This window comes from Lentzea nigeriaca (assembly GCF_016907955.1).
Classification (GTDB): domain Bacteria; phylum Actinomycetota; class Actinomycetes; order Mycobacteriales; family Pseudonocardiaceae; genus Lentzea; species Lentzea nigeriaca.
This window is the reverse complement of record NZ_JAFBCX010000003.1, coordinates 690,416-711,974: the sequence shown is the minus strand read 5'-3', so window position 1 is coordinate 711,974 and position 21,559 is coordinate 690,416. Positions and strand designations below refer to the sequence as shown.

The 21,559-nt window shown below is 70.0% G+C and carries 20 protein-coding genes; 12 read left to right on the top strand and 8 right to left on the bottom strand.

Annotated elements, in window-relative coordinates:
• Nucleotides 1-376: 376 nt before the first annotated feature.
• Nucleotides 377-2,347 carry a glycoside hydrolase family 31 protein gene (locus tag JOD27_RS14325; protein ID WP_204762683.1) on the top strand — a complete coding sequence of 657 codons (1,971 nt, stop codon included), beginning with the start codon at nucleotides 377-379 and terminating at the stop codon, nucleotides 2,345-2,347.
• Nucleotides 2,348-2,564: 217 nt separating this feature from the next.
• Here the strand turns inward: JOD27_RS14325 and JOD27_RS14320 are convergent, their stop codons facing one another.
• The 5 genes from JOD27_RS14320 to JOD27_RS14300 are packed head-to-tail and all read right to left on the bottom strand — an operon-like array spanning nucleotide 2,565 to nucleotide 7,142.
• The gene (locus JOD27_RS14320) at nucleotides 2,565-2,897 is read right to left on the bottom strand and encodes an L-rhamnose mutarotase (RefSeq protein ID WP_204762682.1); all 333 of its coding nucleotides are present in this window, start codon (nucleotides 2,895-2,897) and stop codon (nucleotides 2,565-2,567) included.
• Nucleotides 2,898-2,906: 9 nt separating this feature from the next.
• Nucleotides 2,907-4,085: a mandelate racemase/muconate lactonizing enzyme family protein gene (locus JOD27_RS14315; protein ID WP_204762681.1), complete on the bottom strand. Its 1,179-nt coding sequence runs from the start codon at nucleotides 4,083-4,085 to the stop codon at nucleotides 2,907-2,909.
• A 1-nt stretch (nucleotide 4,086) separates the two neighbouring features.
• Complete coding sequence (locus JOD27_RS14310) at nucleotides 4,087-4,914, bottom strand: carbohydrate ABC transporter permease (RefSeq protein WP_204762680.1); 828 nt, start codon at nucleotides 4,912-4,914, stop codon at nucleotides 4,087-4,089.
• On the bottom strand, nucleotides 4,914-5,861 hold the full coding sequence (locus JOD27_RS14305; RefSeq protein WP_307830125.1) for a carbohydrate ABC transporter permease: 948 nt from the start codon (nucleotides 5,859-5,861) through the stop codon (nucleotides 4,914-4,916). Before JOD27_RS14305 ends, JOD27_RS14310 begins: the two co-directional genes overlap by 1 nt.
• 6 nt (nucleotides 5,862-5,867) lie before the next feature.
• Entirely contained in the window at nucleotides 5,868-7,142 is a 1,275-nt protein-coding gene (locus tag JOD27_RS14300) for an ABC transporter substrate-binding protein (protein ID WP_204762679.1), read from the bottom strand.
• A 117-nt stretch (nucleotides 7,143-7,259) separates the two neighbouring features.
• Here JOD27_RS14300 and JOD27_RS14295 point away from each other — a divergent pair, with 117 nt between their 5' ends.
• The 10 genes from JOD27_RS14295 (at nucleotide 7,260) to larE (ending at nucleotide 16,628) form a co-directional block, all read left to right on the top strand.
• Nucleotides 7,260-8,027 (top strand): FadR/GntR family transcriptional regulator, encoded by a 768-nt coding sequence (locus JOD27_RS14295; RefSeq protein WP_204762678.1) that lies wholly within the window; start codon nucleotides 7,260-7,262, stop codon nucleotides 8,025-8,027.
• Between the two features lie 92 nt (nucleotides 8,028-8,119).
• Nucleotides 8,120-8,872 carry an SDR family NAD(P)-dependent oxidoreductase gene (locus tag JOD27_RS14290; protein ID WP_204762677.1) on the top strand — a complete coding sequence of 251 codons (753 nt, stop codon included), beginning with the start codon at nucleotides 8,120-8,122 and terminating at the stop codon, nucleotides 8,870-8,872.
• Entirely contained in the window at nucleotides 8,865-9,827 is a 963-nt protein-coding gene (locus JOD27_RS14285) for an aldo/keto reductase (protein WP_204762676.1), read from the top strand. Before JOD27_RS14290 ends, JOD27_RS14285 begins: the two co-directional genes overlap by 8 nt.
• Nucleotides 9,828-9,860: 33 nt before the next feature.
• On the top strand, nucleotides 9,861-10,706 hold the full coding sequence (locus JOD27_RS14280; protein ID WP_204762675.1) for a fumarylacetoacetate hydrolase family protein: 846 nt from the start codon (nucleotides 9,861-9,863) through the stop codon (nucleotides 10,704-10,706).
• Entirely contained in the window at nucleotides 10,706-11,536 is an 831-nt protein-coding gene (locus tag JOD27_RS14275) for an amidohydrolase family protein (protein WP_204762674.1), read from the top strand. The genes JOD27_RS14280 and JOD27_RS14275 overlap by 1 nt, the downstream gene beginning before the upstream one ends.
• Complete coding sequence (gene larA / locus JOD27_RS14270) at nucleotides 11,536-12,819, top strand: nickel-dependent lactate racemase (protein WP_204762673.1); 1,284 nt, start codon at nucleotides 11,536-11,538, stop codon at nucleotides 12,817-12,819. Before JOD27_RS14275 ends, larA begins: the two co-directional genes overlap by 1 nt.
• Nucleotides 12,816-13,943, top strand: a complete 1,128-nt coding sequence (locus JOD27_RS14265; protein ID WP_204762672.1) for a glycerate kinase — start codon at nucleotides 12,816-12,818, stop codon at nucleotides 13,941-13,943. The genes larA and JOD27_RS14265 overlap by 4 nt, the downstream gene beginning before the upstream one ends.
• Nucleotides 13,940-14,611, top strand: a complete 672-nt coding sequence (gene larB, locus JOD27_RS14260; protein ID WP_204762671.1) for a nickel pincer cofactor biosynthesis protein LarB — start codon at nucleotides 13,940-13,942, stop codon at nucleotides 14,609-14,611. The genes JOD27_RS14265 and larB overlap by 4 nt, the downstream gene beginning before the upstream one ends.
• On the top strand, nucleotides 14,608-15,750 hold the full coding sequence (larC, locus tag JOD27_RS14255) for a nickel pincer cofactor biosynthesis protein LarC (protein WP_204762670.1): 1,143 nt from the start codon (nucleotides 14,608-14,610) through the stop codon (nucleotides 15,748-15,750). Before larB ends, larC begins: the two co-directional genes overlap by 4 nt.
• Nucleotides 15,750-16,628, top strand: a complete 879-nt coding sequence (gene larE, locus JOD27_RS14250) for an ATP-dependent sacrificial sulfur transferase LarE (RefSeq protein ID WP_204762669.1) — start codon at nucleotides 15,750-15,752, stop codon at nucleotides 16,626-16,628. Before larC ends, larE begins: the two co-directional genes overlap by 1 nt.
• Here larE and JOD27_RS14245 read toward each other — a convergent pair.
• Complete coding sequence (locus JOD27_RS14245; RefSeq protein ID WP_204762668.1) at nucleotides 16,518-17,123, bottom strand: TetR/AcrR family transcriptional regulator; 606 nt, start codon at nucleotides 17,121-17,123, stop codon at nucleotides 16,518-16,520. The genes larE and JOD27_RS14245 overlap by 111 nt on opposite strands.
• Nucleotides 17,124-17,209: 86 nt before the next feature.
• Here JOD27_RS14245 and JOD27_RS14240 point away from each other — a divergent pair, with 86 nt between their 5' ends.
• On the top strand, nucleotides 17,210-17,767 hold the full coding sequence (locus JOD27_RS14240) for an NADPH-dependent FMN reductase (RefSeq protein WP_204762667.1): 558 nt from the start codon (nucleotides 17,210-17,212) through the stop codon (nucleotides 17,765-17,767).
• Nucleotides 17,768-17,814: 47 nt separating this feature from the next.
• On the opposite strand, the gene JOD27_RS14235 is transcribed toward JOD27_RS14240, so the two are convergent.
• Nucleotides 17,815-19,410 carry a cellulase family glycosylhydrolase gene (locus JOD27_RS14235; RefSeq protein WP_239566978.1) on the bottom strand — a complete coding sequence of 532 codons (1,596 nt, stop codon included), beginning with the start codon at nucleotides 19,408-19,410 and terminating at the stop codon, nucleotides 17,815-17,817.
• Nucleotides 19,407-21,428, bottom strand: a complete 2,022-nt coding sequence (locus JOD27_RS14230) for a cellulose binding domain-containing protein (RefSeq protein ID WP_204762666.1) — start codon at nucleotides 21,426-21,428, stop codon at nucleotides 19,407-19,409. Before JOD27_RS14230 ends, JOD27_RS14235 begins: the two co-directional genes overlap by 4 nt.
• Between the last annotated feature and the right edge of the window lie 131 nt (nucleotides 21,429-21,559).

Genomic DNA, 21,559 nt, shown 5'->3' with positions numbered 1-21,559 from the left:
GAGAGGGACCACCTGGCACGTTGTGCTCCTAAGGGGTGGGCTTCGCGGATTCCGATCGGGGCGGTGCTGCCGAGTGGGCCGCGCGGCGGACACAGGTGCGCCGAAGTACCGGCCGAGAGGCTCGGCCGGGATGCGGATCGGGGTGTGCCTTCGGACATGAGATCCAATGTCTGGGCAGAACATAAGACGTATCACGTATGACGTCAACTGTGACGTGGCGGTAACATCGATCAACGATCGAATGGCTGTCGAACGGCGTTGCGCGTGTGCGAAGTTCGTTGCGGGACAAGGACTCCCGGTTGTCGAAATGTTTGTCGAAGGCGCTGCGGATCACTACGGTCTCCAGGTCGAAGCGCTTCGACACCGGAGGGTCACCATGCCTCTTCTTCTCCACCAGACGCCGCAGGAGGTCCTGCGCGTCGAGCCCTGGGGCCCGCACGCGATGCGCGTCCGCAGCGCCGTGACGGCGATCGAGAGCGGTCTGCCCGGCGCCCTCGACGCGACGGCTCCACCGTCACCGGGTGTCGAACAGGCCGTCCTGGACGACGGATCGGCCCGCCTCGTCAACGGCAGGCTCACCGTCGAACTGGCGCCCACCGGCACGCTGCGGTTCCTGCACACGGCAACCGGACGCGAACTCCTCGCCGAGAAGCGGCCGCATCTCGGCCACAGCGGACCGCGGATCTTCACGCCGCGCGGTGACGGCAGCTACCACGTCCAGCAGCACTTCGCCGCGTACGAGGACGAGCGGATCTTCGGCCTCGGCCAGAACCCGAACGGCCGGTTCGACCAGAAGGGCGTGGTCGTCGACCTGATCCAGGCGAACGTCGTCGCAGCCATCCCGTTCCTGCACTCGTCGCGCGGCTACGGCCTGCTGTGGCACAACCCCGCGCTCGGCCGGGTGGAACTGGGCGCGGACGGCACGCGCTGGGTCGCCGAGTCCACCGGCCAGATCGACTACTGGATCACCGCGGGCGACACCCCCGCCGAGATCATGGCGAGCTATGCGGACGCCACCGGCCGTCCGCCGCTGCTGCCGGAGTGGGCGAGCGGGTTCTGGCAGTCGAAGCTGCGCTACCGCGACCAGGAGGAACTCCTCGCCGTCGCCCGTGAGTACGCCCGGCGCGACCTGCCGCTGGCTGTGATCGTCTGCGACTTCTTCCACTGGCCGAACATGGGTGACTGGCGCTTCGAACCCGCGGAGTGGCCCGACCCCGCGGCGATGGTGAAGGAGCTGGCGCAGCTCGGCGTCAAGCTCGCCGTGTCGGTGTGGCCCACCGTGGAACCGAGCAGCGACAATCACGAAGCGTTGCGCACCAACGGGTTGCTGGTCCGTGACGTCCACGGCGGCCTGCTCACGAGCCACTGGCCGTCCCGCGAACCAGGACCCGCCTACCAGCCGATGGCCTGGTACGACGCAACCCATCCGGACGCCCGGAAGTTGTTGTGGCAACAGCTGAACGAGCACTACCACGCCAACGGGATCACCCTGTTCTGGCTCGACGCCTGTGAACCGGACGTGTCGCAGCACCTCGCCGCCCGCGCCGTCTACGCCGCCGGACCGGGCCCCCAGGTCGCCAATCTCTATCCGCTGCTGCACGCCCAGGGCGTCGCCGACGGCCTGCGGTCGGCCGGCGAGGACCGCCCGCTCAGCCTGATCCGCAGCGCGTGGGCGGGTAGCCAGCGCCACGGCGCCGCGCTGTGGTCCGGCGACATCCCCACGACGTTCGAGTCGCTCGCGACCCAGCTCCGGGCCGGCCTGAACGTCGCACTGAGCGGCATCCCGTGGTGGAACACGGACATCGGAGGTTTCCACGGCGGTGACCCGGACGACCCCGCCTACCGCGAGGTCCTCGTCCGCTGGTTCCAGTACGGCACGTTCAGCCCGATCATGCGGCTGCACGGCGACCGGGCGCCGAACCAGGCCTTCAGCACCTCGATGTCCGGTGGGCCGAACGAGGTGTGGTCCTACGGCGACGAGGTCTTCGAGATCCTCAAAGCACACCTGCGGCTGCGTGAACGCCTCCGGCCTTACCTCGCCGAACTGTCCGAGGCCGCCCACCGCACCGGCGCTCCGCCGATGCGTCCGCTGTTCTTCGACTTCCCCGGCGACGAGCACGCGTGGACGGTCGACGACGAGTTCCTGCTCGGCCCCGACGTCCTGGTCGCACCGGTCACCGAGGCCGGGACGCGGGCCCGGCCGGTGTACCTGCCGGCGGGAACCCGGTGGCAGGACACGGCGACCGGCACTGTCCACGATGGAGGGACGACCGTCGACGCCGCGGCACCGCTCGACCGCATCCCGGTCTTCGTCCGCGCAGGCGCCGCGGTGGGAGCAGCGTTCTGAGCGAAGGCAGGTCGGCGCAAGCCCCGGCGTTCACGCCGGGGACAACCGCACCAGGTTCGTGTGGCCCGTGCGACGGGTCGTCATGCCGGACGGCCCTGGTTCTCCGACGTACTGCCGGACCTCCCTCCGGGGAGGCCGCGGGTGATGAAGCAGGAACCACCCCAGACGCGGCCTGGCTACGCGGGAATCCGAGCGTTCACGCTGGGGAGGACGTCGATCAGTCCATGTGCCAGACCTCCTGCATCGGCGCCCACCACTGCCCGGACCCGGCCGGCATCAGCGACTCCTGGCACGGATCGGTGAACGTCCACCACCGCTGCGTCTCCGGATCGGCGGCGATGCGGGCCTGGTCGGCTTCGTGGTCGTCACCGATGTACTCGTAGTAGCCGAACAACAGATCCTCGTGCAGGAAGATCGTGAAGTTCCGCATGTTCGCGTCGAGCATCGTCTGCTCGACGGCCGGCCAGACGGCAGAGTGCAGCCGCAGGTACTCCTCGCGTCGTTCCGGGCGGAGCCGGATCACCATGCCGTAGCGCTGCGGGCGGTTCATCGTTCTCCTTCAGGGCTGGGCGTTGAGCACGGCGGTTCCGTCGACCCTGGCCGGGAGCAGGCGATGGCCCGCGCGTTCCGGCCGGATGTGCGAGCCACCGGAGGCCGGGTGGGGGATCAGGTGACCCGCGGCGGCGATCGCCTCCTCGTCGAGGCGCACTCCCAGGCCGGGGCTGTCGCCGAGGACGTAGGCCCCGTCCTCGACGTGCAGATCGACGGAGATGCCCACCGGTGGCTGGAGGTCCTGCAGTTCGCTCACGAGGTGGTTGGGGATCGACGTCGCGGCGTGCAGCAGCCCGACCGGCGTGGTGCCGATCGGGCTGACGGGCAGGTCGTGCGCGTGCGCGAGGGTGGCGACGCGCAGGAAGTGCGTGATGCCCCAGACCGCGGCCGTCTGCGCGATGTCGACCGCTCCGGCCGCGATGAGCGACCGGTGTTGTTCGAGGCCGGTGAGGTTCTCGCCGGTGGCGACCGAGGCACGCACGCCGCGGCTGACCGCCGCGTGTCCTTCCGCGTCCCAGCGCCGCACCGGTTCCTCGATCCAGGTCAGGTCGAGGGTTCGTTCGATCTCACCGACGTGGCGCACGGCCTGTTTGCGCGTCAGGGCCTCGTTGACGTCGAGCATCAGGCTCGGCCGCACGCCGTGCCCCGCGTCGACGAACAGGTCGCGCAGCAGGGTGAGGCGGTGGCGGTCGCGGTCGACGTCGAGACCGCCCTTGAGCTTCGCCGCGCGCAGGCCGTGCTCCGCGTAGGTCCGGTACACGGCAAGGAGTTCTTCGTCGTTCAGCGCGATGCACAGAGCCGAGGCGTAGGCGGGGACGCGGCGGTCGCGTCCGCCGAGCAGCCGCCACAGGGGTTCGCCCGCCGCCTGGGCCTTGATGTCCCACAACGCGGTGTCGAGGGCTCCGATGGTGCCGAACACCGCTCCGGCGTGGCCGGCCTTGAACGTCCGGCGCAACATCCGGTCGTAGAGCGCCGTGACCGAACGCGGGTCCTCGCCCTCGATGGCGGCGAAGACGTTCTCGATCTCCACGTGGGGGCCGAGCCCGACACCGGTGATGCCCTCGTCGGTCTCGACGACGACGAGCGGGACCCTGACGATGCCGTCGGCGTACACGCCGTTGGCGTCACCGACCGGCCGGCCCCAGTCCTGGACCGTGGTGAGAGTCCGGTATGCCGTGATGCGCATGTCAGCCCTTCGTGGACCCGGCGGTGACACCGTCGGCGATCTGGCGTTGCAGGAACAGGTAGACGACGAGGACCGGTACGGCGGCGATCAGCACACCCGAGGCGAACGTCGGGATGTCGTCGGAATACTGGCCGCGCAACGACGTGACGCCGACCATGAGCGTGCGGTGCTCGGCGGACGGCATCATCAGCAACGAGATGAGGACGTCGTTCCAGCAGAACAAGGCGTTGAGCACGCCGACGGACAACAACGCGGGTGCGCCGATCGGCAGCATGATCCGCCAGTACACGCCGTACACGGTGTTCCCGTCGATGCGCGCGGCGTCGACGATGTCCGCGGGCACCGTCGAGTAGTAGCTCGTCAGCAGGAAGATCGTGAACGGCAGGAACTGCGCCACGTACGCGAGCACCAGCCCGGGGTAGGTGTCGACGAGGCCGGTGTCCGCCATGATCCGGGCCAGGGGAACCATGATCACCTGGAACGGGATGAACAACGCGGCGAGCACGCCCAGGAAGAGCGTGGACGAACCGCGGAAGCGCAACCTGGCGAGCGCGAACCCCGCCATCGACCCGATCAGCAGCAACAGTGCGACCGAGCACGCCACGACGATCACCGAGTTCAGGAAGTAGCGGGACATCCCGACGCTCGTCCATGCCTTGACGATGTTGTTCCAGCTCAGTGAGTCGGCCAGGGAGAACCGGTCGAGGACGTACTCGCGGCGGGTCTTCATGGCGACGTTGGTGGTGAACACGATGGGGTAGATCGTGGCCAGCGCGAGCACGGCCATCGGGATCGCGACGACCCATCTGGTCAACCGGGTGCGGGGCATCAGTCCTCCTTTCCCGCGCGGCGCAGGATGCTGATCTGGGCCAGCCCCACCACGAGCATGATCAGGAACAGCGCGGTGGACGCCGCGGACGCGAGTGCGGGCTGGTTCATCTGCCCCTGCTGGATCCACACGTAGTACTCGGGCAGGTACGTCGACCCCTCCGGCCCGCCGCTCGTCATCACGTACACCAGGCCGAACATCGACGTCAGCATGCCGATCATCGTGGTGACGAAGACGAACTGGATGGTGCGCGACAGGCTCGGGACGATGACGTGCCAGATGGTCTGAGGCAGCGATGCACCGTCCACTTTGGCCGCGTCCAGCAACGAGGAGTCCAGTGTGGCGAACCCGGCCAGGAAGACGACCAGTGCCATGCCGAACGTCGCCCAGACGTGGACGCCCACGACCGCGAAGATCGCCACGTCCGGATCGCCGAGCCAGTCCACCGGCCCGATGCCCAGGCCGCCGAGCAGCGCGTTGAGCGGACCGTCGAAGGCCAGCAGCAGGTTGAAGATCGCGCCGACGATCACGGGGGAGAGCACGGCGGGGAAGAAGTAGACGCCGCGGTAGAAGCGGTGCCCCGGCACCTTCAGGTAGATGAACGTCGCGAGCAGACCGGGAATCGCCACCGCCACCGGCAGCAACAGCACGAGCAGGCCCACGTTGCGCAACGCCGTGCGGAAGAGCGGATCGCCGAGCAGCGTCAGGTAGTTGTCGAACCCGACCGCCAGGCCGTTGCGGTCGCCGTCACCGGTGAACGAGAAGTTGATCCCCAGTACCAGCGGCCACAGCCGCAGCCCGGCGATGACGAGGACGGCCGGTGCGAGCAGGACCAGCGGTGCCAGGCGTTCCGCCCGCGAGCCCCTGCGGTTGCGTCGCGACGACGCGGCCCCCGCTGTGGACGCCGGCACGGCGGCGTCCACAGCGGACAGTGATTGAGCTGCCACGGTCGGTCAGCCCGTCTTGTCCGAGGCGGCCAGCTGCTGCAGCACCTCGTCCACCGTGATCGAGCCGCTGAGCAGCTGCTGGGAGAGACGGCCCATCAGGTCGACCGTCTTGGATCCCAGCGCGACGTGCAGGGCCGGCTTGCCGTTCTTCACGTCGGACACGATCGTCTTGACTGCCGGGCCGCCCGTGGAGGTGTCGATGGTGGTGTCGGAGGCGATCGCGCCACCGTCCACGAAGAACGCCTTGAGCGCGTCGGTCGAGGTCAGCGACCGCACCAGGTCCGCGGCGAGCTTCGGGTCCTTCGTCCACTTCGCGACGGCGTAACCGATGCCGCCGTCGTAGGGCAGGCTCGGCTTCGCGGCCGGGTTGACCTGCGGCGCGACCATGACGCCTACCTTCTCCGGGGTGAGGAACTCGGCGAAGTCCTTCCAGTGCCCGACGTCCGACATGAGGCCGATGATGTTGGCGGCCTTGCCGGAGTTGAAGGACGCGAACGCGTCGTTGAACATCGCGGTGGAGTTGGCGCCGTCGGTGTTCAGCCCGGTGTCACCGGCCTGCTTCCACAGTTCGAAGATCTTCTTGACGTCCGGTGAGGACCAGTTGCGCTTGCCTGCGACCCAGTCATCGTACTCCTGCGGCGTCAGCACCGCGGAACCCAAGGAGGACAACCAGAACTGGATGCCGACGCCTTCCTTGTTGCCCAGCGAGAAGCACTTCGCCCCGGTCTTCTGGGTGATGGCACCGCAGCTGCGGATGAACTCGTCCAGCGTCTTGGCCGGAGCGTCGGGGTTGAGGCCGGCCTTGGAGTAGAGATCCTTGTTGTAGTAGATCGGGTGGCCCTGCAGCGTCACCGGTTCCGCGTAGATCTTGCCGCCCTTGGTGAACGCGTCCCAGCCGGCCAGCCGCTGCTTGTCGTCGGCGACGTAGGAGTCGAGCGGGGCGAGCGCGTCGGAGCGGTCGCGGATCTGCCCGCCGCCGTTGAACAGGATGACGTCGGGTCCCTTGCCGGACTGGATGGCCGCGCCGAGCAGGGTGTAGTACTGGTCGAAGGGCTGGGCCACGAACTCGACGTTCACGCCGGGGTGCTTCTTGGCGAAGTCCGCCTTCGCCTTCTGGACGTAGCCGGCCGCCTTCGCGTCGCCCGACTTCCAGTCCCAGACCACGAGTTTGTCGCTCGAACCGCCGGACGAGTTGCCGGGCCCTGACGCGCTTCCGCATCCGGCGGCGGTCAACGCCAGCCCCACCACGAGGGCGGCAGTCCATGGTGTGCGCTGCTTCATCGCTGCTCACTTCCCGAGAGACGGTGGCCGGGCGTGCAAGCGGCCCGACGAGGTGCGCCTGAACGTAATTCGTATGACGTATTACGTCAATGCCCGTTTGGCGGTACACTCCCCGGCATGACTGCACCAGGCCAGCGGCCCAGCGCACCGGAAGCGCCGAGCTGGGCCCGTCGGCCGATGAACCTGACCGGAGCGATCACGACCGAGCTCGTGGGCCGCATCGTGCGCGGTGAGCACGCTCCCGGAACGTCGCTGCCGCCGGAGCCCGCGTTGTGCGAGTCCTTCTCGGTGAGCAGGACCGTCATCCGCGAGGCGATGAAGGTGCTGCAGGAGAAGGGTTTGGTCCAGGTGCGGCAGGGTGCCGGCACGATGGTCAACCCGCCGTCGACGTGGAACATGCTCGACGAGCTCGTCCTGGGCGCGGTGGTCGCCGAGGACGAGACGCTGGGTGTGCTGGACGACCTGGTGGTCACGCGCCGGCTGCTCGAGTCGGACATGGCGCAGGTCGCCGCGCGCAGCGCCGATCCGGAAACCGTTGCGGCGCTTCGTGATCTCGTCGAGCGCATGGAGCAGGTGCTGCACGATCCGGTCGCCTACCGCGAGCTCGACCACGCGTTCCACGACACGATCATGCGGGCTTCCGGCAACCGCATCGCCAGAGGTGTCGTGCGGGCGCTGGAAAGCCAGGTCTTCAACACCGCCCGCTACACGGGCCGCACCGATCGCGACCTGTGCGCGGCGTCGAACCGCGGGCACCGCCTCATCTGCGAGCGCATCGCGGCAGGCGATGCGACCGGTGCGGCCGAGGCCATGTTCACCCACATCACCGAGGCCTGGCTCGTGCGCCGCAGCGACGCGGGTGAGCCCGGCCGCCTCGACCGTTAGTTCCATCGGCGCGCATCCTCAGGCGGACACGGATTCCGCCTGTGCGGCGTGCTCTCACCCCGGCAAGCAACCGACGAACGGAGCGACTGATCATGGCTGACTTCGACGGGCTGGTGGCGCTGGTCACCGGTGGCGGCTCGGGCATCGGCCGGAGCACGGCCGAGCTGTTGTCCGGCCGCGGCGCGCGGGTCGCCGTGCTCGACCTGGCAGCGAACGACCTGCCGGACGGCATGTTCTTCGTGCGGGCCGACGTCACCGACGACCAGAGCGTGCGCGAGGCGGTGGACGCGGTGGTCGCGCACTTCGGCGGGCTCGACATCGTGATCAACAACGCGGGCATCGGCGCGCAGGGCGACGTGAGTGCCGCGACCGACGACGAGTGGCTGAAAGTGCTGAACGTCAACGTGGTCGGGATGGCCAGGGTGGCCCGCGCGGCGTTGCCGCACCTGCGGAACTCCCACGCCGCCGCCATCGTGAACACCGGTTCCATCGCGGCCACCGCGGGTCTGCCGCAACGGGCCGTGTACTCGGCCAGCAAGGGTGCGGTGCACGCGCTGACCCGTGCTCTGGCCGCCGACCACGTGCGCGAGGGCATCAGGGTGAACGCGGTCGCGCCCGGCACCGCCGACACGCCCTGGGTGCAGCGGTTGCTCGACTCGGCACCGGATCCGGCTGCCGAGCGCGCGGCACTGGAGGCCAGGCAACCGCACGGCCGGCTGGTCAGCGCCGACGAGATCGCCGGGGCGATCGCGTACCTCGCGAGCCCGTTGTCCGGCTCCACCACCGGAACCGTGCTCGCCGTCGACGGTGGCATGGACGGGCTGAGGTTGCGTCCCCGTGGCTGACGTCCTGAGCAGGCTCGGACTCGGCACCTCGCCGCTGGGCAACCTCTACGCCGAGGTCGCGGACCACGAGGCCCGTGCCGTGATCGACGCAGCGTGGGAGGCCGGAATCCGGACCTTCGACACCGCACCGCACTACGGGCTCGGGCTTGCGGAGAAGCGGCTCGGCTCGGCGCTGAAGGACCGCCCGCGCGACGAGTTCGTGTTGTCCACCAAGGTGGGCAGGCTGCTCGTGCCCGACCCGTCCGGAGCGGATCGGCTCGACGACGACGGCTTCGTGGTTCCGGCGCGGTGGCGCCGCGTGTGGGACTTCAGCGCTGACGGCGTGCGGAGGAGCCTGGAGTCGTCACTGGAACGGCTCGGGCTCGACCGGGTGGACGTGGTCTACCTGCACGACCCCGACGACCACTGGGACCAGGCCTTCGGTGAGGCGTTGCCCGCGTTGGCGGAGCTGCGCGAGCAGGGCGTCGTCGGTGCGATCGGGGCCGGGATGAACCAGTGGCGGATGCTCGCCCGGTTCGTGCGGGAGTCCTCTGTGGACTGCGTCCTGCTCGCCGGGCGTTACACGTTGCTGGAACAACCGGCGCTGGACGAGCTCCTCCCGTTGTGCGCCGAGCGCGGGGTCGACGTGCTCGCCGCCGGGTTGTTCAACTCCGGTCTGCTGGCGCGTCACGACGTGCCGGACGACGCCACCTACGACTACCGGACCGCACCGGCGGACGTGCTCGGCCGCGCCAGGCGGATCGCCGCGGTGTGCGCACGGCACGGCACGACGCTGCCTGCCGCTGCGCTGTGGTTCCCGTTCGGGCACCCGGCGGTGACCGGCGCGCTGATCGGGGCCCGCAGCGAGGAGGAGCTCACCGCGAACGTGGCGGCCTTCGCCACTCCTCCGCCACCGGAGCTGTGGGCGGACCTGCGTGCCGAAGGACTGCTCGCGGCCGGCGTGCCGACTCCGTGACCCCCGCTTACGAGAACAGAGTGAGGTAGGGCAATGCGACTGCTGCGTGTGGGCGACCCCGGCGCCGAGATTCCCGCGGTGCTGGACGACGCCGGCCGCGTGCGTGATCTGCGTGCGGTGACCAGTGAGATCAACGGTGACTTCCTGGCGAACGGTGGTGTCGCGCGGGTACGCGACGCCCTGAGCGGTCTGCCGGAGCTGGACGCCGCGGGGATGCGGATCGGCGCGCCCGTCGCGCGTCCCGGTGCCCTGGTGTGCATCGGGCTCAACTACTCCGACCACGCGGCCGAGACGTCGGCGGAACCGCCCAGCGAACCCGTGGTGTTCATGAAGAACACCAACACCGTCATCGGCCCGAACGACACGGTCCTGGTGCCCAGGAAGAGTGTCAAGACCGACTACGAGGTGGAGCTGGCCGTCGTGCTCGGGGACACCGCGCGGTACCTGGAGAGCCCGCAGCACGCGGCGGCGGTGATCGCCGGCTACGCGATCTCCAACGACGTCAGCGAACGCGAGTTCCAGATCGAGCGCGGCGGCCAGTGGACGAAGGGCAAGTCCTGCGAGACGTTCAACCCGCTGGGGCCGTGGCTCGTCACCGCGGACGAGGTGGGCGACCCGCAGGCGCTCGGCCTGAAGCTGAGCGTCAACGGCGAGCTCCGCCAGGACGGCAACACCAAGAACATGCTCTTCGGCGTGCACCACATCATCTGGTACCTCAGCCAGTTCATGGTTCTCGAGCCCGGTGACGTGGTGAACACGGGCACGCCGGCCGGGGTGGCGCTCGGCGTCAACGACTTCGGGTACCTGCGCGCGGGCGACACCGTCGAGCTCAGCATCGACCGCCTGGGCGCGCAGCGGCAGCGGATCGGGCAGGCGTGATGCGCCGGATCGACGCCCACCACCACCTGTGGGACCTTTCCTCCCGGCCGCAGGACTGGCTGTCCGGGCCGATCCGCCGTTCCTTCTCGCCTGCGGATCTGCGTGCGGTGACCGAACCGGCGGGCGTGGACGCCACCGTGCTGGTCCAGGTGCTGAACGACCTCGACGAGACGGCGGAGTTCCTCGCCGTCGAATCAGACCTCGTGGCGGGCGTTGTCGGGTGGGTCGACCTGACCGCGCCCGACGTCGCCGAGCAGCTCGACCGGTTGCGGTCGGGGCCGGGCGGCGACCGGCTGGTGGGCATCCGCCACCTGGTGCAGTCCGAACCCGACCCGGACTGGCTCATGCGTCCGGACGTGATCGCCGGGCTGCGTGCGGTACGCGACGCCGGGCTCGTGTACGACGTGCTGACCCGTCCCCATCAGCTTCCCGCGGCGCTGGTGGCGGTGCGGGCGGTGCCGGACATGATGTTCGTGGTGGACCATCTGTCCAAACCGGACATTGCCGGTGGGCTGGTCGAGCCCTGGGCCACGCACCTCGCGGCGCTGGCGGCGGAACCGAACGTGACCGCCAAGCTGTCCGGTCTGGTCACCGAGGCCGGTCCACAGTGGACCGTCGAGGCGTTGAAGCCCTACGCGGACGTCGCGCTGACGGTGTTCGGGCCCGACCGGCTGATGGTCGGCTCGGACTGGCCCGTCTGCCTGCTCGCCGCCTCCTACTCCGAGGTCTTCGACGCGGCTGCGGACCTGTGCTCGGGTCTGTCCGCAGCCGAGCGCTCCGAGCTCTTCGGTGGCACGGCGGCCCGCGTCTACGGGTTGGGAACTCGCTGATGGAAAAGGTTCGACTTGCTTACGGCGAGACTGGCTTGGACCTGCTGTGCGATCCGGCGGTGACCACGGTCGTGACTCCTCGCCATCACCAGGTTTCCGCACCACCGCAGGAGATTCTCCGCAGCGCGTTACGCGCTCCAGTGGCAGGCCCACCGTTGCGCGAGCGCGTGCGTCGCGGCCAGACCGTGGCCATCTCGGCTTGCGACGGCACGCGCCCGCAGCCGCGGCACCTGATGATCCCGGCGATCCTGGAGGAGCTCGACGGCCTGGTCGACCTCGACGACGTAGTCGTGCTGGTCGCGACCGGCACACACCGGGGCAACTCCCCGGCCGAGCTGCGCGAGATGTTCGGTGACGCGGTGGTCGACTCGGTCCGGATCGTCAACCACGACGCGCGCGACCGGGGCAGCCTGACGTGGATGGGTGAGCTCGGCGCGTCCGTGCCGGTGTGGCTGAACAGCGAATGGGTCGATGCGGACGTCCGCATCACCACCGGTTTCGTCGAACCGCACTTCTTCGCCGGCTTCTCCGGCGGCCCGAAGCTCGTCGCACCCGGTCTCGCGGCGCTGGAAACCGTGCTGGTGCTGCACGACGCCCGCCGGATCGGTCACCCGCGGGCGGCGTGGGGGATCATCGAGGGCAATCCGGTGCACGACGACGTGCGTGCCATCGCGGCCGCCACCGGCGTGACGTTCGGGTTCGACGTGGTCCTGAACCAGGACAAGGAGGTCGTGGCGGCGTTCGGCGGCGACCTGCTGGAGATGCACGCCGCGGCCGTGCGCACCGCCCGCGGCGTGGCGATGCAGCCGGTGCCGCACCTCTTCGACGTGGTGGTGACGACCAACTCCGGCTATCCGCTGGACCAGAACCTGTACCAGTCGGTGAAGGGCATGTCGGCCGCCTTCCAGGTGGTGAAGCCGGGCGGCACGATCGTGTGCGCGGCGGAGTGCCGTGACGGCTTCCCGGATCACGGCTCGTACCGCGCGGTTCTGGCGTCCGCCGACTCGCCCGCCGCGCTGTTCGAGTCGATCTCCGCGCGCACGGTCACCGAACCCGATCAGTGGCAGGTGCAGATCCAGGCCCGCATCCAGTCCGCGTGCCGGGTCGTCATGCACACCTCGCACCTCAGCGACGCCGACCTGGCTACTGCTCACCTCTCCCAGACCTCGGACATCTCTTCTTTCGTGGCCGAGGCGTTGGCGTCGGCGGGCCCGAACGCGCGTTTGTGCGTGCTGCCCGAGGGGCCGCAGACGATTCCGTACGTCGCCGGGACTGCGCGATGATCGCCCCGGTGCTGATCTGCCTGGACAAGTTCCGCGGCTGCCTCACCGCGGCCGAGGCCAGCGCCGCCGTGGCGGTGGGAGTGACCGCCGCGGGCGGTCGCGCGATGACGATGCCGGTGGCGGACGGCGGCGAAGGCACCCTCGCCGCGCTGGCAGGCGCCGGCTACCGGTTGGTGCACGCCGACGTGAGCGGACCCACCGGTCGTCCGCTGCGCGCCGCGTTCGCCGTGCGAGGCACCCGCGCGGTGATCGAAATGGCCCAGGCGAGCGGCCTGGACGTGCTGCCGGGCCGCCCGGCACCTCTCGTGGCCGACAGTCACGGCACCGGCGAACTGATCCGTGCCGCCCTCGACCACGGCTGCCTGGACATCGTGCTGGCCGTGGGCGGCAGCGCCACCACCGACGGGGGAGCGGGCCTGCTGCGAGCCCTGGGCGCCGTCATCACCGACGCGCGCGGCGTCCCGGTGGGCCCGGGAGGCGCCGCTCTGACGACCGCCGCCCACCTCGATCTGTCCACCTTGGACTTCCGCTTGCGCTTGGCGCGCGTGACCCTGGTGTCCGATGTGGACAATCCGTTGTGCGGGCCTTCCGGTGCCGCCGCGGTGTTCGGTCCGCAGAAGGGAGCCTCCCCGCGCGATGTGGAGGTGCTGGAGCGCGGGCTGCGTCAGTTCGCCTCGGTGGTGACCGCCGCGACCGGACGTGATGTGAGTTCCGCGCCCGGTGCGGGTGCCGCCGGTGGCACCGGCTTCGCGGCTCTGGCTGCTCTCGGGGCCCGGCGTGTTTCGGGTGCGTCCTTCGTCCTCGGTGAGCTCGGCGTCGCGGAGGCGATGCGGGACGCGTCGCTGGTCGTGGTCGGAGAGGGGAGGTTCGACGAACAGAGCCTGCACGGCAAGGCTCCGGTCGGTGTGGCCTCGCTGGCGCGGCGGTATGGGGTGCCGGTTGCCGTGGTCGCCGGTGATGTCCGCCTTTCCGCCGAACGGCTGCGTGAGATCGGGGTCGTCGGCGCGTGGTCGCTGCTGGACCGGGCCGGGAGTCTCGATGTCGCGATCGGCCGGGCGCCGGCGTTGCTCGCGGAGATCGGGCGGGAGCTGGCAGGCGTCGTGGCCAGGGGTGGAGCGGCATGACCGGATCCGACGCGGTCGACCTCGGTTTCGCCAGGGTGGACATCGCCCGCGAAGCCCGCCAGGGCCTGCCCGAGGTCATCTACGGCACCGGCAAAACCCCAGCCGAGATCGCCTCGATCGCGCAAACGTTGTTGCGGCACAACAATGGTCCGGTGCTCGCCACCCGCATAGACGCCGAGACAGCGGCCTCCGTCCTCGGCACAGTGGGCGACGGCACCTACGACGCCCCGGCTCGCCTGCTCGTCTGGCGCCCAGCCGAACCGGTCGGGTTCACCGTGGTCGTCGCCGCCGCCGGCACCGCCGACCAACCCGTGGCGCGCGAAGCCGCCGCCGTTGCCACCGCCGCGGGTCTCACGGTCACCACCGTCACCGACGTGGGAGTGGCCGGCCTGCACCGGCTCCTCGCCGAGCAGGAACGGCTGCGCGCCGCGGACACCGTCATCGTCGTGGCGGGGATGGAAGGCGCCTTGGCCAGTGCGATCGGTGGTCTGGTCGCTTGCCCGGTGGTCGCGGTTCCCACCTCCACCGGCTACGGCGCGGGGCTGGAGGGCATCACCGCGTTGCTCGCCATGCACGCGTCCTGCGCGGCCGGGATCACCGTGGTGAACATCGACTCCGGGTTCGGCGCGGCCATGGCCGCGTTCCGGCTGTCACGGGTGGCGCGATGAGCCGGGTCTGCGTCATCTCGCCGTTCACCGGTCTGGCCGGGGACATGCTGCTCGCCGCCCTCGTCGACGCCGGCGCGCCGCTGGACGCGATCCGCGCCGCCGTCGCCGACACCGGACTGACCGGCTGGGACCTCACCGTCACGCAGGTGCTCACCCACGGGATCACGGCCAGGAGAGCGGCCGTCTCGGTGTCGGACGACGCCACCAGTCGCAAGGCGAAGGAACTGATCGCCATGGCCGGCAGGGTTCGCGACCGTGCGGTGGCGGACGTCGCCACGAAGGCGTTGCGCGTGATCGCCGAGGTCGAGGGACGCCTGCACGGTGAGGAGCCCGACGAGGTGCACCTGCACGAGCTCGGCGGCCACGACACCCTCGTCGACGTCGTCGGGGTGGCGGCTGCCCTGCGTGCGCTGGGTGTCAGCACTGTCCACTGTGAACCGTTGCCGCTCGGTACCGGCGAGGTCCGCACGGCCCACGGCATCCTGCCCTGCCCGGCCCCCGCGACGGCGGCGCTGCTCGAAGGCGCGGTCGTCACCGGGACGTCGGTGCGAGGCGAGACCGTGACGCCGACCGCGGCCGCTCTCCTGCGCGCGCTGGACGTCGACTACGGTCCGCCGCCCCCGATGCGGCTGGCCGCCACCGGCTACGGGGCGGGCACCCGGACGCTCGCCGACCGGCCCAACGTCGCGGTCGTGCGGCTTGGCGAGGTGGAGACGGCACGGGTGCGTGATCTGGTGTTGCTGGAGACCAACCTCGACGACGTCAGCGGCGAGGTGCTCGGCTACGTCGTCGGCCACCTGCTCGACCGGGGCGCGCTCGACAGCTGGATCACGCCCGCCGTGATGAAGAAGGGGCGACCGGCGCACGTCCTGCACGCCCTGGTGACTCCAGAGACGGCCGACGAGATCGAAGGCCTGATGTTCGCCGAGACCGGAACGCTCGGGGTGCGGCGAAGCGAGGTGCGTCGAACGGCCGCGGCCAGGACCACGGATGTCGTCCACGTCCACGGCATGCCCGTGCGGCGCAAACACGGTCCGCACCACGGCAAGCCCGAGTTCGACGACGCCGTCGCGGTGGCCAGGCAGACGGGATTGCCGTTGCGTACCGTGCTGGCCTTGGCGGCGCAGGAGGAGCGTTGATGCACACACGGCTGGTTGCCCGCCTGGCCGAGATCGGCCCGGTAGCTGTCGCGTTCTCCGGTGGTGCGGACTCCGCCCTGGTCCTCGCCGCCGCCGTCAAGGCGAACGGACCCGACGCGGTCCTCGCGGTCACCGCCAACTCCGACAGCCTGGCCGCCGCGGAACTGGAGCACGCCAAGGCCTTCGCCGAAGCCCAAGGCGTGCGGCACCTCGCGCCGAACACCACCGAGCTGGACAATCCCAGGTACGCCGCGAACGGCCGCGATCGTTGCTACTTCTGCAAGTCCACGGTTCTGGACGCCATCATGACCGAGGCGCGGAAGCACGGGCTGACGGCGGTCGCGACCGGCACGAACGCCGACGACGCCGTCGACCCGTTCCGGCCGGGAATCCGCGCGGGTGACGAGATCGGGGTGCACACCCCGTTGCGAGACCTGGGAATGAGCAAGGCCGACGTCCGCGCCCTGAGCCGCCACTGGGGTCTGTCCACGTGGGACAAGCCCGCGATGCCGTGCCTGGCGAGCCGGGTGCGGTACGGGCTGACGATCACGCCGGCGCGGCTGGCCAGGGTCGAACGTGCCGAGGTGGCCGTGCGGGCGTGGCTCGCCGCGCGCGGGACGCCCAGCAGGGATCTGCGGGTGCGCGATCTCGGGAACGTCGGACGGGTCGAGCTCGACCGGGATCTGGTCACAGACGAGATCCGGGCCGCGCTGGAAGACATCGTCCGTGCGGCCGGGTTCGACGGCGCCGAGCTGACCGAGTTCCGGTCAGGTGCGCTCAACCATCAGGCCGACCAGCTCGTGCCACCCCGCCTCGATCCGCTTCAGCGGCATGCCGCGGTTGCGGATGAGGTGATCCACCAGCACGACGTCCACTGAGGACAGCAGCGTGTGGGCGAGCAGCTCGACGTCGGTGTCCGGGAGGACCGCGCGCACCAGCGCCGCGACGTGGGTGTGGCGCACCCGCTGCGCCGGAACCGAGAACCGTCGCTCGGCGACGGGCTCGGCGGCCAGGTAGAGGCCCAGGTGGGTGCGTTCGTGGCGCAGCAGGGCCGGTCCGAACGCCCGCAGCCGCGCACGTGCGTCGGCGCCGGGGCCCAACGGTGGCTGGCCGCTGATGAACGCCTCCTGGAACTGTTGCTCCGAGTGGTCCAGCAGGGCCTGGAGCAGGCCGTTGCGGTCGCCGAAGCGGCGGGACACCGTGCCCTTGCCGACTCCTGCCGCGGCGGCGACGGACTCCATCGTGATGGCCGCCGCGCCGTGTTCGGCCGCCAGTCTGGCCGCGGCTTCCAGCAGGCGCGCGCGGTTGCGCACCGCGTCCGCGCGCAGCTGTGTGTCCGAGCCGAGGAGGGGCAGAGGTGTGCCGTCGATCACGTCATCAGCCTACTGGGAAGATAAACGGGCCGCTTCCCGTTTATGGTGAGGACCGTTCCACACAGCCTGCACCCCGGGAGTAAGTAATGGCCGTCCGCATCCTCACCCTCGTCGGCAGCCTCCGCGCCGGATCGCACAACCGCAGGCTCGCCGAAGCCGCGGCGCAGATCGCCCCGGAGCACGTCGAGGTCAGCCTGTTCGACGGCCTGGACACCGTGCCGTTCTACAACGAGGACATCGACGCCGAGGGCACCGTTCCGGCCGCCGCCGTCAAGCTGCGCGAGGCCGCCGTCGAGGCGGACGCGCTGCTCCTGGTCTCGCCCGAGTACAACGGCACCATCCCTGCCGTGCTGAAGAACGCCATCGACTGGCTGTCGCGCCCCTACGGCGCGGGTGCCCTGTCCGGCAAGCCGGTCGCCGTCGTCGGCACCGCGTTCGGGCAGTACGGCGGCGTCTGGGCGCAGGACGAGGCCCGCAAGGCCGTCAAGATCGCCGGCGCCGAGGTCGCCGAGGACCTGACGCTGTCGATCCCAGGCTCGGTGGTCCGCTTCGCCGAGCTGCACCCGGTCGACGACCCCGAGGTCACCGAGAAGCTGGGCGCCGTCATCGACGGTCTGGCTGCCCGCACCACCGCCAGCGTCTGATCCGGCTTTCCGGCCGCGGTGCGAAGAGCACCGCGGCCGGAGTCGTGTCATGAGGTGCAGGCCGCCTGGTTGAGCGTCACGGCAGAAGGTGCGGCCGTCGTGCCATTGGCCGTGAAGCCGAGCGACACGGCCGCTCCCGCGCTCAGCGACGGGCTGTGCGACGGCGCGGTCACGGTGACCGTGGTGCCGGACTGGCTGAAGGTGCCGTTCCAGCCGTTGGAAACGGTGACTCCGCTGGGCAGCGTGAACGCGACGGTCCACGGGTTGGCGGCGTTCGTCCCGGTGTTCGTGACGGTCAGCGCGCCCTGGAAACCGCCCTGCCAGGAGTTGTCCAGCTTCCACGCCGTCTTGCACGCACCCGTGCCACCGCCGCCGCCCGAAGTGGTCGTCGTCGGACCGGGCCCGCCACCGGTGGGCGGGATAAGGTACGGCTGCAGGATGTTCTGCTTGGCCTGGTTCACCGTCGTCCAGTCGTCGCCGACGATGCCACCGGTGTCGCCGGAATTGGGATTCCACGACCAGTAGGTGAACGAGATGCCGTTCACGCCGGTCCCGGTGTAGGCCATCAGCTTCTCGAGCCACACCTTGTCGACCGGGTTCGCGAGCGTGGTGCCGAACTCGCCCATCATCAGCGGTGCGATGTTCTGCTTGTACAGGTAACCCCAGTACTTGTCCCAGATTCCCGGCATGTTCGCCGGGTAGTCCGGTGCGCTGAACCACGGCTGGTTGTAGACCGAGGTCGCGTACTCGTGCGGCGAGTACACCAGCCGGTTCGCCACGGACAGGCGCACCGGGAACTGGCCCGCCTTCGACAGGTTCCCGCCCCACCAGCCGCAGTCCTCGTCGTTGGACGGGTCGCCGTCCCACACGTTCGACAGCCCGCCGCTCGGGCAGCTCACGCCCTCCACGAAGATCAGCCAGTTCGGCTGCACGCCAAGAATCGCGTTGCCGGCCCGTTCGGCCGCGAGCCGCCAGTCGCGGCTGGTGTCACCGCAACCCCAGCACGACCCGGTCGCCGCCGGGTTGGTGCCCTCGGCGTGCGGCTCGTTGTGCAGGTCGGCGCCGATGACAGTGGTGTTGCCCGCATAGCGTTGCGCGAGCATCTTCCAGTCGTTGATCCACGTGCTCTCCGGAACACCGGCCGTGTACCAGAGGGCGGTCTGGCCCGCGCTGGTCGGCCGGTGCCGGTCGAGGATGACGCGCATCCCCTTCTGGCCCGCGTAACCGATCACCTTGTCGAGGATCTGCAAGGGTGACAGGCCCACCAGGTCGGGATTGGTGTAGTCGTTGATGCCGGTGGCCCTGGCGTCGGGTTTCAACGCGTCGTTGGAGAACGGGACGCGCAGGGTGTTGTAGCCCAGCTGCGCCATGTGATCGAGCTGCTGGCGCCACGTGACGCTGGCCCACAGACCGTGGAACGTCTTGTTGTCGGTCTCCATCCCGAACCAGTTGATGCCGGTCAGCCTGACCGTCGCGCCGGTGCTGTCCAGGATCTTGCTGCCGCTGGTGTGCAGGTATCCCGTGCCGGTGCCGCCGGCCGCCACCACCGTCGCGACCTGACCGGCCGTGGCGATGGAGACCATTCCGCCCGCGGCCACCACAGCCGCGATCAGCGCGCCGAAAACCTTGTGCCGCCGCTTCATCCGCTCTCCTTTGAGCACAGCGTTCCGTTCAACGTGAAGGCCGCCGGCGGGATGTTCGGCCCGGTGTAGCTGCCGACGAAGCCGGTGCCGACGGTCGAGTTCGGTTCGATGCGGGTGGAGCCGGTGACCGTGACCGTGCGTCCGGTCTGGGCCCACGTCGCGTTCCAGCCGGACGACACCTGCTGCAGACCGGTGGGCCAGCTGAAGGTCAGCGTCCAGTCGGCGATCGGCTGGGAGCCGGTGTTGGTGATGTCGACGGCACCGATGAACCCGCTGCTCCAGTCGGTCGTGTTGGTCAGGCGCACCCGGCAGGCGCTCTGCGCGGGGGTGCCGGTGGTGACGGTGAGCGGGGGAGACGACCACGACAGCGCCCCCGCGGCATCGCGCGCCAGCACGTTGACCGTGTACCTGCTGCCGGGGTTGAGGTTCCCCGCGGTGAACGACGTTCCCGGCGTCTCACCCCACTGCTCGCTGGTCGTGCCGAGCTGGCGGTGGACCTCGTACTTCACGGCACCCGGCACGGACGGCCAGGTGATCGTCGCGGTCCGGTCGGTCGTCGAGCCCGTCGGCTGTCCTGGTGCGGCGGGAAGCTTGGCGTGGCCGGACGGGTGCAGCACGATCGTCGTGAGCGAGAACGGCGGCAGCGTCTGGCTGACAGCGCTCCCGTCCGTCGACGTCACGACCCCGCTCGCCCCGTTGGTGAACGTGTGCACCGTCGGCGCGGCAGAAGAAGGTGTGTAGCCGGCGTATTCGATGCTGACCGTGCGCGAGTTGCTCTCGTCGGAGTTGACCAGCAGCACGGCGAGATCACCGTTCGGCCGGCGTGCCGCGTGCGCTCGGACCGACGGGTCACCGGAGCCCGCCCGGATGAGCTGGTCGCCGGGGCGGGCGAACAGGCTCAGCATCTTCAACGCGTGGTACGGAGCGAACGGCGTGTTCAACGTCGGCTCGCACGGGCCTTCCTGCGTGCACCCACCGCTGGAGAGCAGGCCGAAGTCGTCGAAGTCGGGCTGACCGCCCACAGTGGACGCCTTGCCGGGTCCGTTGTGGACGTTCCACCAGTCGACGTTGAAGACCCCGTTCTCCAGCAACGACGTGTACGCCTCCGCGGCGAACAGCGCGCCGGGCTGGGTGTTGCGTCCGTAGTTGGTGTTCACCTCGGTCATCGCGACGCCGAGGCGGTCCGCGTCCGCCCCCGCGTACCGGCTGATCTGCTGACGCAGCAGGTACATCATGTCGGGGACCTGGTCCGCGCTCGCCAGCACCTGCGCCGTCGTGGAGCCGCTGGGATACCAGTGCACGATCACGAAGTCCACGTACGGGCCCGCGATGGACAGCACCGTCTGGTTCCAGCTCGCGGCATCACCGGTTCCGACGACCGCGTCCGGCCAGTTCGCCGGGGTCGTGAGCACGGCACCGACCTTGATGGTCGGGTCGACCGCCTTCATGGCCTGGGCGAAGGCGACGGTCTCCCTGGCGTACCCGGCGGGGCTCTTGTCGGGGTGGTTGTCGGCTTCCCAGTTGGCGCCGTAGTGGCCGTTGCCGTACAGCTCGTTGCCGATCTCCCAGTACTTCACGCCGTAGCCCTTGGTGAGGTTGGCGTGCCGGACCCAGTCGGCGGCTTCCTGCGGCGTTCCGGTGCCGTAGTTCGCGATGACGATCGGCTGTGCCTGCGCTCTGCGCACACCGGCCATGAACGTGTCGAAGTCGGTGTTCGGTGCCACGTACCCACCGGGCGCCGTGTGGTCCTTCCAGTGGTAGATGTCGCCGTACGAACCGCCGGGGTAGCGCATCATCCGCACTCCCGCGTCGCCGAGCAGGTCGTTCACGGCGTTCGTGCCGAGCTGGCTGTCCCAGATCGCGTGGTTCGCGCCGATCGCGGTGTCCGGCACGGTGGCCAGTCCTGCCTTCGCGTTGACCACGACGGTGGCGTCGGCCGCGCCGGCCGCGGTGCTCGCCACCGCGGGTAGACAGGCCGCGACGAGCGCGATCACCAGGAGAAGCCTGCGGGCTGCCATGCGCACCACGTCCTCGTCGACGGTTCTGGGAGCGCTCCCAGAGTCCAGACTCGGCCATCGGCGGTCAAGACGGCGTTCGGAGTAGGCGCGATGCCCAACTCCGTCGGCACGCGGCCGTCGAGTCCGGTGTG

What these genes read in the sequence shown, in the direction of transcription:
- JOD27_RS14325 (WP_204762683.1), top strand. Translation starts at nt 377, where the DNA reads ATGCCTCTTCTTCTCCACCAGACGCCGCAGGAGGTCCTGCGCGTCGAG.
- JOD27_RS14320 (WP_204762682.1), bottom strand. Translation starts at nt 2,897, where the DNA reads ATGAACCGCCCGCAGCGCTACGGCATGGTGATCCGGCTCCGCCCGGAA.
- JOD27_RS14315 (WP_204762681.1), bottom strand. Translation starts at nt 4,085, where the DNA reads ATGCGCATCACGGCATACCGGACTCTCACCACGGTCCAGGACTGGGGC.
- JOD27_RS14310 (WP_204762680.1), bottom strand. Translation starts at nt 4,914, where the DNA reads ATGCCCCGCACCCGGTTGACCAGATGGGTCGTCGCGATCCCGATGGCC.
- JOD27_RS14300 (WP_204762679.1), bottom strand. Translation starts at nt 7,142, where the DNA reads ATGAAGCAGCGCACACCATGGACTGCCGCCCTCGTGGTGGGGCTGGCG.
- JOD27_RS14295 (WP_204762678.1), top strand. Translation starts at nt 7,260, where the DNA reads ATGACTGCACCAGGCCAGCGGCCCAGCGCACCGGAAGCGCCGAGCTGG.
- JOD27_RS14290 (WP_204762677.1), top strand. Translation starts at nt 8,120, where the DNA reads ATGGCTGACTTCGACGGGCTGGTGGCGCTGGTCACCGGTGGCGGCTCG.
- JOD27_RS14280 (WP_204762675.1), top strand. Translation starts at nt 9,861, where the DNA reads ATGCGACTGCTGCGTGTGGGCGACCCCGGCGCCGAGATTCCCGCGGTG.
- JOD27_RS14275 (WP_204762674.1), top strand. Translation starts at nt 10,706, where the DNA reads ATGCGCCGGATCGACGCCCACCACCACCTGTGGGACCTTTCCTCCCGG.
- larA (WP_204762673.1), top strand. Translation starts at nt 11,536, where the DNA reads ATGGAAAAGGTTCGACTTGCTTACGGCGAGACTGGCTTGGACCTGCTG.
- JOD27_RS14265 (WP_204762672.1), top strand. Translation starts at nt 12,816, where the DNA reads ATGATCGCCCCGGTGCTGATCTGCCTGGACAAGTTCCGCGGCTGCCTC.
- larB (WP_204762671.1), top strand. Translation starts at nt 13,940, where the DNA reads ATGACCGGATCCGACGCGGTCGACCTCGGTTTCGCCAGGGTGGACATC.
- larC (WP_204762670.1), top strand. Translation starts at nt 14,608, where the DNA reads ATGAGCCGGGTCTGCGTCATCTCGCCGTTCACCGGTCTGGCCGGGGAC.
- larE (WP_204762669.1), top strand. Translation starts at nt 15,750, where the DNA reads ATGCACACACGGCTGGTTGCCCGCCTGGCCGAGATCGGCCCGGTAGCT.
- JOD27_RS14240 (WP_204762667.1), top strand. Translation starts at nt 17,210, where the DNA reads ATGGCCGTCCGCATCCTCACCCTCGTCGGCAGCCTCCGCGCCGGATCG.
- JOD27_RS14235 (WP_239566978.1), bottom strand. Translation starts at nt 19,410, where the DNA reads ATGAAGCGGCGGCACAAGGTTTTCGGCGCGCTGATCGCGGCTGTGGTG.
- JOD27_RS14230 (WP_204762666.1), bottom strand. Translation starts at nt 21,428, where the DNA reads ATGGCAGCCCGCAGGCTTCTCCTGGTGATCGCGCTCGTCGCGGCCTGT.